Origin of the sequence: Robinsoniella sp. KNHs210 (genome assembly GCF_000686105.1) — a bacterium.
Lineage (GTDB): Bacteria > Bacillota > Clostridia > Lachnospirales > Lachnospiraceae > Robinsoniella > Robinsoniella peoriensis.
The window spans coordinates 378,572-390,618 of the sequence record NZ_JMLZ01000002.1; the positions used below are offsets into that span (position 1 = coordinate 378,572).

The following is a 12,047-nucleotide window of genomic DNA, read 5'->3' on the forward strand; positions in this document are numbered from 1 at the left end:
AATTCAGATTCATGAAATGAATCTGTAAACACGCGATTAGGACAGAATTCAGAATAAAATACGGAAGATAAGACTGATCAGGAGGATAAGCTTAAAATGGCAAAATTAAATATTGTATTATACGAACCGGAAATCCCTGCAAATACAGGCAATATCGGAAGAACCTGTGTGGCAACAGGAACCAGGCTTCATCTTATTGAGCCACTGGGATTTCGTCTAAATGAAAAAGAAATTAAAAGGGCAGGAATGGATTATTGGAAGGATCTGGATGTAACCACTTACGTTAATTATGAGGATTTCCTAAGTAAAAACCCGGGCGCTAAAATTTATATGGCAAGCACCAAAGCGCCTCAGGTATACACAGAAGCTTCCTATGAGCCGGACTGCTATATTATGTTTGGCAAAGAAAGTGCCGGAATACCGGAAGAAATTCTGCTGGAGAACCAGGAAACAACAGTCAGAATTCCTATGATCGGTGATATCCGCTCCTTAAATCTGGCAAATTCCGTATCCATTGTCCTTTATGAGGCACTGCGTCAGAATCAGTTTGACCATATGCAGCTGGAAGGCCATCTCACAAAATATGATTGGAAATAATAGTAAAAACCGAAAGCGTCTGATATTTGCCGGTCTGTTTGCTGTATTATTTTTAACAGAAGTGTGGATTGCACTATTTGTGCATGATCAATTCATTCGCCCTTATATAGGTGATGTACTCGTTGTGATCGTAGTTTACAGCTTTGTGCGCATATTCTGCCCGGAAGGTATCCACATGCTGCCCCTGTATGTATTCTTATTTGCAGTTTTTGTGGAAGGTTTGCAATATTTTCATCTTGTGGAATTGTTGGGACTGCAGGATAATGCCTTTGCAAGGGTGGCTTTAGGGTCTGTATTTGACTGGAAAGATATTTGGAGTTATGCAGTGGGATGTATGCTGCTTGGATTGTATGAATTTCTAGTGTATCGTAAGCAATTATAAAACATTTAGATGGTTAAAGCCTATAGTAGATAAAATAGCTGGCAGCTTATGTTAAAGCAATCGAAGTTTCTAATAGCAAGTTACGTCTGGTATTCAAATAAAAAATTTAATAAGATTAAAAAAGGAAGACAGCTGTGAGTTCAGGGAGAACCCAAAATCCGGCTGTCTTCTTTTTATTTGAGATATAATTAAGCTTCCTGATTGGCTGTTTCTTTTGCTTTTGCCAAAGTAAAGGTAAATTCAGTGCCCACGCCTAAGGTGCTGACAACATTGATATTTTCATTATGCGCCTGAATGATCTCTTTTGTAATGGCGAGCCCAAGTCCGGTGCCCTTTTTATCTTTTCCTCTGGAGGGGTCCGTCTTATAGAATCTTTCCCATATTTTCTTGATACTTTCTTTGGGAATGCCTTCTCCGGTGTCTTTTACCGAAACGAATACCTTTTCATGCCTCACCGTAGTTTCAATAAAAATGGAAGAGTCCTGGTGACTGAATTTGATGGCATTGTCGATCAGGTTGTATAGTACCTGCTGGATTTTACCCATGTCTGCATTTACAAACAGATTCTGTGATTCAAAAACAAGCTGTATGGTAATCCGCTTATTGGTACAGGTTCCTTCAAAGGATGCAGCGGTATCTTTTATGATACCGTTAATGTCAAAGTCGGTAAGCTCCAGTAAGGTTCCTTTGTCATCGAAGTTGTTCAGAGTCAGAAGTCCACGGGTGAGCTTGTTCAGCCGTTCCGTTTCCGAAAGTACAATTTTCAGGTACTTGTCCTGCATTTCCGGTGGAATGGTTCCATCCTGGATAGCTTCTACATAGCCTTTGATTGAGGTCAGCGGAGAACGGAAATCATGTGAAATATTGGATATAAATTTTCTCTGATATTCACCCGATTTATTCAGTTCACTTGCCATATAGTTCAGGGAAGCAGCCAGATATCCGATCTCATCGTCAGTCTCCACCGGTAGTGTGTAATTCAGATTGCCGCTGGCATATTCGTTTACCGCCTGGATAATCTTCTTGATGGGGATGTACACCATTGCAGTAAACGCACCCAGTATAATCAGGGATAACAGGAAAATCAGTCCAAAGGTAATGTAGGAGATATTCAGGACTGAATTCTTCTCTGATTCCAGCTGGGACATATTATAATGCATGGAGATATAGCCTTTTACTTTATAGTTGGATGTGACCGGTACTACCACACTTAAAACATCGGTAGAAAAGCTGTTGAAGAAGCTGCCTACCTGATAATAACTGGAAGTCAGCGCCGTAGGGTCAAATCCGTTAATGGTTTTCAAATGTTCCGGATCATAGATTTCTCCGGAATTCAATAAAATCTGTCCCTTAGTGTTAATCAGCCAGATCTGGGCGGACTGGTAGGATGCCAGCGCCCGCATATTGGTGTAGATCTCCAGCATGGAAGGTCCGCCACCCGAATAGGATTCTGCGATCTGACCGGAGGCAAGGACATTCAGTTCCTTATACATGGCTTCCGCTTTTGAATTAACCAGGTATTTGTGGGTCAGGAAGGAACTTAAGGTGGAGATCAGTACAAAGCTCAGGATTCCGAATACGAGAAATACGGAAATGAACTTAATGTATAAAGCTTTTTTCATTAAGATTTCACCTCAAATTTGTAACCGATGCCCCAGACAGTGGAAATCGCCCAGTTTGCATGGTCCTTAATTTTTTCACGAAGGCGCTTAATATGTACGTCTACGGTTCGGGTATCGCCGATATATTCATAGCCCCAGATATGATCCAGAAGCTGTTCTCTGGTAAACACCTGATTTGGGGAAGAAGCCAGGAAGTATAATAATTCCAGTTCTTTCGGCGGCATATCAACGGTTTCCCCCATATAGACAACGGAATAATTGGTCTGATTGATCACCAGATCCTGGTACTCCACGTATTTTCCGGCTGGCTTTGCAGCTGCAGGTTTCTCCGGCTGGAAGCGGCGGAGTACCGCTTTTACCCGGGCTACCAGTTCTTTGGAATCAAAGGGCTTAATCATATAATCATCTGCACCTAATTCTAAACCTAAAACTTTATCAAAGATTTCTCCTTTTGCGGAAAGCATAATAATTGGAACGGAAGATTTCTGCCTGATTTCACGGCAGACCTGATAGCCATCCATACCCGGAAGCATCAGATCCAGCAGGATCAGGTTCGGTTGAAATTGGTCAAATTCTTTAATAGCCTCTTCCCCGTCATATACCATTTTTGTATCAAAACATTCTTTTGTTAAATACAGAGATATAAGTTCTGCAATGTTAGCATCATCATCTACGATCATGATTTTCTGTCTTGTCACCATAATGACCTCCTTAAATGTGGAATAAATGTAAGTGAATATCCCATTCTACTACTTCTTAAATTCTACGATAGTAACTCCGGAATCACCTTCACCAAATTCACCAAGGCGGTAAGAAGCTACGATTTTAGAACGCTTCAGATAATTGTGCACCGCTTTACGAAGTGCGCCGGTACCTTTACCGTGTACAACGCGTACAGAAGGCATGTGTGCCAGGTAAGCGTCATCCAGATATTTGTCCAGTTCGGCAAGGGCTTCGTCAGAGGTCTTGCCAAGCAGGTTGATTTCAATGCCCACAGATGCAGATTTGGACATCTTTATCTTGCCGCTGCTGGATCTGCTCATGTTCGGGGCGGTAATAACCGGTTCATCAATGCGTTCCAGGTCACTTACATTTACCTGGGAGCGCAGAATACCCATTTGTACAAACAGATCACCTTTCGCGTTGGGCAGGGTACTTACGGTTCCCCGCAGATTCAGACTCAGTACTTTTACACTGTCGCCTACGCGAAGTTCTTTTGGCTTGATTGCTTTCACTGCTTTTTTTTCTGTCTTCATAGCCAGATTCTTTTCTACGGAAGACATTTTTTCACGCAGACGGCTGCGTTCCTGTTCCATTTGTTTGGAAGAAATCCCAGCTTTGCCGAATTTGTTGAAATTCTTAATGGTAGTGTCTGCATATTCTTTTGCTTCACGGAGAATCTGGTGGGCCTGTTCATTTGCTTCTCTTAAAATCTTATCTTTGCTGGTATTCAGTTTTACCTGCTTTTCTTCCAGTTTTTCTTTTAAGGTCTGAATTTCCTGCTTATAGCGGTTGATTTCATCCCGTTCCTGTTCAATGGTTACACGGCTGTTTTCCAGATCCGTAATCAGGTCTTCGAAACTCTCATCCTGCTCACTTAAATGTCCTTTTGCTTCCTCAATGATCTCCTGGGGCAGTCCGAGCTTACCGGATATGGCAAAAGCGTTACTTTTGCCGGGAATGCCGATTAAGAGACGATAAGTAGGGCGGAGGGTCTCTACGTTGAATTCGCAGCAGCCGTTTTCCACCCCGGGGGTTGTAAGGGCATATACTTTCAGTTCACTGTAATGAGTCGTGGCCATTGTCCGGATGCCCTGACGGTGCAGATTGCTCAGAATGGCAATTGCAAGAGCGGCGCCTTCCGTAGGGTCAGTTCCTGCCCCTAATTCATCAAACAGTACAAGGGATTTATCTGTTGCATGTTCCAAAATAGAAACGATATTAGTCATATGGGAAGAGAAGGTACTAAGGCTTTGCTCAATACTCTGCTCATCTCCGATATCTGCATATACCTCTTCAAATACAGCCAGTTCCGAGCGGTCAAATGCCGGAATATGCAGGCCTGCCTGTCCCATCAGGGTAAACAGACCTACCGTTTTTAAGGAAACGGTTTTACCACCGGTATTCGGACCGGTAATAATCAGCAGTTCAAATTTCTGGCCAAGCTGGATATCAATTGGCACTACCTTCTTTTTGTCCAGTAACGGATGGCGGCCTTTTTTGATATTAATATATCCCCGTTCATTGAAAATCGGTTCGCTTCCGTTATAAGATTTAGCCAGCAGGGCACGGGCAAAAATAAAGTCTAATTTTGTCAGCAATGCCAGATCGTCTTCCAAAGCCTCCATTTCCTCAGCTGCCTTTGAACTCAACGTAGAAAGGATAACTTCAATTTCTTTTTCTTCCTTTAATTCCAGTTCCCGAATGTCATTGTTCAGCTTCACTACAGCCATAGGTTCCACGAATAAAGTGGAGCCGGTAGAAGACTGGTCATGGATCATACCAGGTACCTGGCCCCGGTATTCTGCCTTTACGGGAATGCAGTAACGTCCATTTCTCATAGTAATAACCGCATCCTGTAAATAAGTACGGACTGAGCCATTTACCATAGAAGAAAGCTGGGAATGGATCCTGTCATTCGTCTGCTTCATCTGGCGTCTGATGTGATGCAGGGCAGGGCTGGCATCATCGCTGATCTCCGTTTCTGATGGGATACAGCGTCTGATTTCCGTAGAAAGCGGAGTCAGCGGCTGCAATGCCTCGAACATCTCATCCAGACAGTCCGGTTCGTCATTGTCAGTCTCACCGCGGGAATAGGATTTCACGCGGCTGCAGGTCTCAAGCAGTTTACAGATACGAAGTAATTCTTCCATACTAAGGATACTTCCAATATCAAGGCGCTTTAAAGAACCCCGTATATCCGTTACCCCGGAAAAGGAAACGCTGCCCTTTTGATAAATGCGTAAAAGGGCGTCTCTGGTTTCGTGCTGCATTCTGCCAATTTCTTCTATATCAGAGGAAGGAAGAAGATTCTTACACTGTTCTTTTCCAAGAAGGGAACCTGCAAATTCCGTAAGCTGATCTATGATTTTGTAATACTCTAATGTCTTTAATGCTTTTTGATTCATAAATTCACCTGTTTATCTTTTATTTTATAGTTAGAGCGTGGGGATTGGTGCAGTGGTTTTTCAGACACGCTCTGGTAAGCCTGCTTCTATCATACCCCATAAACGGACAATTGAAAACCTAAATTTTTCTAAAATTCATAGATTGTTCATATGTGTTTGATAGAATTAGGACATTACTGTGGGGATATGTGTTTTACTGTGAGAAGGAGAGTACTTTTATGTCGCAACAAGGAAAAAAGGATTTTACTTTTATCAATGAGCATATTAAGACAAAGCCATTTTATAAGAAGAAATGGTTTCTGAAGACGGGAGCGGCTGTAGGACTTGCAGTTGTGTTTGGCGCTGTAGCCGGATTAACATTTGCAATCATCACACCTTGGGCTAAACAGAAATTTGGTGAGCCCCAGACCCCGACACAGATCGTAATTGCGCAAGAAGAAGAAACGGATAAGCCAGCGGAGAAACCGACCGAAAAACCGACAGAAAAACCGACCGACGCAGCGGTGACGGAAAAAGAGAGCGAGATCATACCGCAGACAGTTATAGAAGAAAAGGCACTGAATCTGTCCGATTATAAGAAACTTTACAGTCAGATGTATTCCGTTGCCAGAGAAGCACAAAGAGCTGTGGTCACAGTGACGGGAAGCAGCAGCAATGTAGACCTGTTCAATGAACCTTCCGAAAATAATGTGGAGGCATCCGGACTGATTGTGGCTGCAAATGGCGCTTATATGTACGTGCTGACAGAGTCTGCCGTAATAGAAAGTGCAGAACGTTTACGGGTAACATTTCCAGATGCGACAACTGTGGATGCGGACTTGCAGAAACAGGATCCCACTACCGATATGGCGCTGGTGAGGCTTCCGATCAGCAAGATTCCGGAAGAAACGAAGAATCTGATCGATACCTCAGCATTAGCGAGTTCCTGCTCGGTTGCGCAGGGAGCTCCTGTAATAGCCATTGGCAGTCCCCTGGGCTATACAGAATCCATTGCTTTTGGAATGGTCACATCCATATTACCAACTTCGGTAGAGGACAGGGAATATAACATGATCAATACCGATATCATTGGTAGCAGCGAAGGCAGTGGTATTCTTGTCAATCTGGACGGTAAAATAGTAGGAGTCATCACCAGGGATTTTTCAAATCAAGCGGAACAGTCCACAGTAACCGGTGTATCGATTTCCGAAATACGGCAGATGATTGAGAATATGACCAATAACGTAGAAATGGCTTATATGGGCATTATCGGAAAAGAAGTTACGGAGAGCATCCAAAAGGAATCCCATATCCCGGAAGGTGTCTATGTAAAAGAAATAGCCGCAGATTCTCCCGCAATGTATGCCGGTATACAAAAAGCAGATATACTGATATCCATTAATGGGGAAAAAATCACGAATATGAAACAGTACAGCGACCAGCTTGGTAAATTAAAGCCGGAGGAGATCGCCCATGTACTGCTGATGCGCCAGGGAATGGATGGAAATTACGCAGAAATTCCCGCTGACGTGACACTTGGAAATGCACAGTAGATTCCTGAGGTTATTTGTGGTATAATCGTGGACGGCGAATATAAATAATATACAGTTTGGAAAGGTAAGAGAAAAAAGATTATGAAATACATTGAAATGCTGCATGAGAGTGAACGTGTAGGAGATATCTATTTATGCAAATATAAACAATCCGCGGTTACTAAAAACGGAAAAACATATGAAAACGTAGTTCTTCAGGACAAAACAGGCACAATCGATGCGAAGATCTGGGATCCCAATTCCCAGGGAATCGATGATTTCGATGCCATGGATTACATAGATGTAGTAGGAGACGTAACCAGCTTCCAGGGAACTCTGCAGTTGAACATAAAACGTGTAAGAAAAGCACAGGTTGGCGAATATGAACCAGCTGATTATCTTCCGGTGAGTTCCAGGGATATTGAAGAAATGTACAAAGAGCTTCTGAGTCTGATTGGACAGATCCAAAACCCATATCTCAAAGAGCTTACAGACAGCTTTTTTGTAGAAAATGAAAGTTTTATCAAAGCATTTAAATTCCATTCGGCTGCGAAATCCGTACATCATGGATTTGTCGGAGGATTATTAGAACATACACTTGGTGTACTGAACCTCTGCGCAGACTATGTACGTCAGTATCCGTTTTTGAATAAAGATCTGCTGTTTACCTCAGCAGTATTCCATGATATCGGAAAAATGCGTGAATTATCTGCATTTCCGGAGAATGATTACACAGATGACGGACAGCTTCTGGGACACATATTCATCGGTGCGGAATTACTGGGCAGCAGTATCCGGAAAATACCAAACTTCCCGGCAAAACTGGCAAGCGAATTAAGACACTGCATCCTTGCACACCATGGAGAACTGGAATACGGTTCCCCGAAAAAACCGGCACTGGCAGAAGCAGTGGCACTTAATCTGGCTGATAATACGGATGCGAAGATGGAGACCATGAAGGAGATTATCATGGGTGCCGGGGATAATACGGACTGGCTTGGGTACAACCGGTTGTTTGAATCTAATATTCGAAAGACCAGTATTTAATGGAGAGATAGATGTTATTTAAAAGATATGATGCAGCAAAATAGTTAGAAAGTGTATAGCAGGCAGCCCGGTCGGTGCCTGCTATATTTGCAATTGTAATTTATATCAGGCAGATGAAAGGGAAATTATTTTAATGAAAAAGAATGGTCGAGCAGAAGTTATTTCAATGAAGAAGAATGATTTAGTAAAAGTAAAAATAGAAGATATTGGTATGGATGGAGAAGGAATCGGCAAGGTAGACGGATATACGCTGTTTGTCAAAGATGCTGTGATAGGAGATGTGATCGAGGCAAAAATCACGAAAGCCAAGAAGAATTATGGCTACGCAAGAATGCTAACTATTAAAGAGCCGTCCCCATACCGCATAGAAGCAAAATGTCCGGTTGCCAGGCAATGCGGTGGCTGCCAGATTCAGGAAATGTCCTACGAACAACAGCTCAAATTCAAAGAAAATAAAATCCGTAACAATCTGATCCGAATCGGGAAGTTTGAAAATCCACCCATGGAGCCTATCATAGGAATGAAAGAACCGTTTTATTACCGGAACAAAGCCCAGTTCCCCATCGGAACAGATAAAGACGGCAATATTATCGCAGGCTTTTATGCAGGAAGAACCCATAATATCATTCCCAATCGAAAGTGCTTCCTCGGCGTTGACATCAACGAAACCATATTAGATAAAGTCATTGATTATATGACCGAAAACAAAGTTTCTTCTTACGATGAAGCTACCGGAAAAGGGCTGGTGCGCCATGTTCTGATCCGTTATGGTTTTCGGACAAAAGAGATTATGGTCTGCATCATTGTAAATGGGAAGTCTCTGCCAAATCAGGAGGAACTGATCAAAAGCCTCTGCGAACTTGATGGAATGACCAGCATAACCCTGAATGCAAATCGGGAGAAAACAAATGTAATTCTTGGAAGAGAGATTGTAGAATTGTGGGGAAAAGGATATATTGAAGATTATATCGGTGATGTGAAGTATCAGATTTCTCCGCTGTCTTTCTATCAGGTAAATCCGGCACAGACGGAGAAACTTTATGGCACCGCACTTGAATATGCGGGGCTTACCGGGAATGAGACGGTGTGGGATCTTTATTGTGGAATCGGGACCATTTCACTGTTTTTAGCTCAACGGGCTAAGCAGGTATATGGGGTGGAAATCGTGCCGGAGGCGATAGAGGACGCCAGGAGGAATGCGAAGTTAAATGGGATTGAGAATGCGGAGTTTTATGTGGGGAAATCAGAAGAGGTACTGCCTAAGAAGCTGGCTGAGGAGAATGTGAAAGCTGATGTGATTGTGGTTGATCCGCCCAGGAAAGGGTGTGAGGAAGCTTTGCTGAAGGCTATCCTGGAGATGGGGGTTCAAAAGGTGGTGTATGTGAGTTGTGATAGTGCTACGCTAGCCAGGGATCTTAGGTATCTCTGTGATGGGGGGTATGAGGTTGAGAGAGTGCGGGGGGTGGATATGTTTGGGAATACTGGGCATGTTGAAACCGTGGCTCTGCTGACGAGAAAAGGCCAGTAAATCAAAGGGTTTGACGGTTTTGATGATGGTATGTAGGTGTGCTTATGCTGGTATTGGAATGATATAAGTTTCCGATGACTAGGGTGGGGTAAGAAAAATGAACATTTTGGCAAAAGGTAAAACATAATACTTTATATGTAAAAATGGACTTGTTTGAGGGAAATATTTCAAGGCAAGTCCATTCTTCATTAATGCAATAGCTTAATAAAAACAGTAGTTGGGAAATACAGGATAATCCTTGTAAAAAAAGTTATAATCTAATACAATAATCATATATAAATAAGCAGTTCTTTAGAAATATTCTTGGGAAGTTCTCCCTACAATTCAACAGAATGAGGTGGTAAATATGGCATATGGTAAATCTATAGAGTTATTTCTGGTAAATGGAACGGCAGACAGCCTTGTCACGGCTGAATTGTCGAATTGGAACGGAAAAGCAATTAAGATTCCCCGGATTGAAGTCTCTGATGCGAAAAGGTCTGAACTCATGGGCCCAGGAGTATATCTTCTATTTTGCAAGGAAGAGGGAAAAAGTGATTCTGTTTATATAGGTGAGGCAGAGAATGTTCAGGACAGACTAATTCAGCATATGCGAGACTATCAGGCAGATAAAGAGAAGTATTACTGGACTACAGCGGTAATATTTGTAGGCCGTGATTTGAACAAAGCCCATATCCGTTATCTTGAGAATAGGTTTGTTGAGATAGCACGTGAATGTAAACGCTATGATATTCTCACGAAAAATACATATAAAAATACAGTAATGAAGGAATCACAAATTGCTGTAATGGAAGAGTTTGTTGAGAATGTCAGGGTTCTGATAAATGCTCTTGGTTATAAAGTGTTTGAACCTGTGGTACAGCAGGATATTTCTATAACAGAAGAAGATGCGTTGTATATTAAAGCAGGGGGATTATCAGCAAAAGGTGTAGTTACTGCTGAAGGATTTGTTGTTTTGGCAGGGAGTATTGTGAATGAGAAAACTTCTGTAAAATCGCTATCTGCAGGAGTAGTAAAACTCAGAGAAAAGATGTTTCAGGATGGAAAGATTAAAGAACTGATAACCACAGAAGATCTTTTGTTTTCAAGCTCATCGGCTGCAGCAGGTTTTTTATTAGGGTATAGCGTCAGCGGTCCTGCTACTTGGAAAAATAGTGCTGGGATTACATTAAAAGATTTAGAGAATAAATGAAATAAAAGGTTGGATCTACACTAAGAAACAGTTAGAAATACAAATCTGATTGTTTCTTTTTTTAAAACACTAAAAATAGAAAATACTATGACTATACATGGAAGTTCATGGAATTAAATTGCCAAAATATAGCAGACAATTTTATTCAATTACATCAGAGTTGGACATCTTAGGCTCAAAATAACAGCGAAAGGAGACGATTATGTGTAAGATTTTATGTCCGCTATGTGAACGGCGTCTCTGTGAGATGACAGCCGGTCCAGTCAAAAAAGAAACGTATGTTACAGTGGAGATGAAATGCCCGCACTGCAAAAAAATAGTAAAGGTAGTATTCCATGTTCATTCCATAGTAAAAAATAAATAATGTAACTACCGAGCGAGTGGGACCGCTCAGTTGAGTCACCGAAAGGCCGGAGTAAAGCTACTAACCTTAGCTTGCTCCGGCCTTTTGCCGTCTTAAATTCTGTTCCACATCTATGCGGAGTGTTCTTAGCTTTATGAAAGCGTAAAGAAAGGAACGCTTTATGTCTAAAAGAACAATCTCAATCAAATCAGGTAAAGAAGAAATCCAAATGGAAGTAACCGAAGAGGAATATCAGAATTATTACCGCCCATGGTGGCAGCAGAAGAAACGGGAGCAGAGAAACCGGGATGCAAAAGAAGAAAAAGGCTATATGGAAGAATCTTATGAGGCTTGGAGTGATGGCTTTTCTGAAAGCATGGGTATACCGGATTGCTCACAGCCGGATATAGATGAAATTCTGGAAAAGAAGATACTGCTGGATGTTCTGGAAGAGGCCATGGAGTCGTTACTTCCAGACGAAAGAGAGCTGGTTTCCAAAGTTTTTAGTGAAGAGCTATCAGTCAGCGAGATTGCCAGAGCGAGCGGACAGAAACGGAGAACACTGGCATTTAGAAAGGACAAGGCACTGGAGAAGCTGCGGGCATTTTTCAGAGACCGGGGATTTGACGTGTAGATATTTGGAAAATCTGCCATAGAGAGAAAAATGTCGAACTGTTTTTATAAAAAGATTTGGTTT

The 12,047-nt window shown here is 42.1% G+C and carries 11 protein-coding genes; 8 read left to right on the forward strand and 3 right to left on the reverse strand.

All coding sequences use genetic code 11. From position 1 onward, the window contains the following. Positions 1 to 96 precede the first annotated feature (96 nt). Positions 97 to 597: a tRNA (cytidine(34)-2'-O)-methyltransferase gene (locus tag CD03_RS0108500; RefSeq protein ID WP_027293279.1), complete on the forward strand. Its 501-nt coding sequence runs from the start codon at positions 97 to 99 to the stop codon at positions 595 to 597. Next, entirely contained in the window at positions 584 to 979 is a 396-nt protein-coding gene (locus tag CD03_RS0108505) for a ribosomal maturation YjgA family protein (RefSeq protein ID WP_027293280.1), read from the forward strand. The genes CD03_RS0108500 and CD03_RS0108505 overlap by 14 nt, the downstream gene beginning before the upstream one ends. Before the next feature lie 188 nt (positions 980 to 1,167). Here the strand turns inward: CD03_RS0108505 and CD03_RS0108510 are convergent, their stop codons facing one another. Genes CD03_RS0108510 through CD03_RS0108520 form a run of 3 tightly spaced genes read right to left on the reverse strand, consistent with a single transcriptional unit; the run spans position 1,168 to position 5,729 of the window. Next, complete coding sequence (locus CD03_RS0108510) at positions 1,168 to 2,601, reverse strand: ATP-binding protein (RefSeq protein WP_027293281.1); 1,434 nt, start codon at positions 2,599 to 2,601, stop codon at positions 1,168 to 1,170. Next, entirely contained in the window at positions 2,601 to 3,302 is a 702-nt protein-coding gene (locus tag CD03_RS0108515; protein WP_027293282.1) for a response regulator transcription factor, read from the reverse strand. Before CD03_RS0108515 ends, CD03_RS0108510 begins: the two co-directional genes overlap by 1 nt. Before the next feature lie 48 nt (positions 3,303 to 3,350). Next, positions 3,351 to 5,729: an endonuclease MutS2 gene (locus tag CD03_RS0108520; RefSeq protein ID WP_027293283.1), complete on the reverse strand. Its 2,379-nt coding sequence runs from the start codon at positions 5,727 to 5,729 to the stop codon at positions 3,351 to 3,353. A gap of 218 nt (positions 5,730 to 5,947) precedes the next feature. Between CD03_RS0108520 and CD03_RS32930 the strand changes: the two genes are divergently transcribed. The 6 genes from CD03_RS32930 to CD03_RS0108550 all read left to right on the forward strand — a co-directional run bounded on the left by CD03_RS32930 (position 5,948) and on the right by CD03_RS0108550 (position 11,984). Beyond that, positions 5,948 to 7,261 (forward strand): S1C family serine protease, encoded by a 1,314-nt coding sequence (locus CD03_RS32930; protein WP_044289250.1) that lies wholly within the window; start codon positions 5,948 to 5,950, stop codon positions 7,259 to 7,261. Between the two features lie 81 nt (positions 7,262 to 7,342). Next, positions 7,343 to 8,287 (forward strand): 3'-5' exoribonuclease YhaM family protein, encoded by a 945-nt coding sequence (locus CD03_RS0108530; protein ID WP_027293284.1) that lies wholly within the window; start codon positions 7,343 to 7,345, stop codon positions 8,285 to 8,287. Between the two features lie 166 nt (positions 8,288 to 8,453). Then, on the forward strand, positions 8,454 to 9,815 hold the full coding sequence (gene rlmD, locus CD03_RS0108535; protein ID WP_044289846.1) for a 23S rRNA (uracil(1939)-C(5))-methyltransferase RlmD: 1,362 nt from the start codon (positions 8,454 to 8,456) through the stop codon (positions 9,813 to 9,815). A gap of 346 nt (positions 9,816 to 10,161) precedes the next feature. Beyond that, positions 10,162 to 11,007 carry a GIY-YIG nuclease family protein gene (locus tag CD03_RS0108540; RefSeq protein ID WP_027293286.1) on the forward strand — a complete coding sequence of 282 codons (846 nt, stop codon included), beginning with the start codon at positions 10,162 to 10,164 and terminating at the stop codon, positions 11,005 to 11,007. 202 nt (positions 11,008 to 11,209) lie between these two features. Continuing rightward, positions 11,210 to 11,371 (forward strand): hypothetical protein, encoded by a 162-nt coding sequence (locus CD03_RS37755; RefSeq protein WP_156042830.1) that lies wholly within the window; start codon positions 11,210 to 11,212, stop codon positions 11,369 to 11,371. Between the two features lie 160 nt (positions 11,372 to 11,531). Continuing rightward, positions 11,532 to 11,984, forward strand: a complete 453-nt coding sequence (locus tag CD03_RS0108550) for a DNA-directed RNA polymerase sigma-70 factor (protein WP_027293287.1) — start codon at positions 11,532 to 11,534, stop codon at positions 11,982 to 11,984. The last annotated feature ends 63 nt before the right edge of the window (positions 11,985 to 12,047 follow it).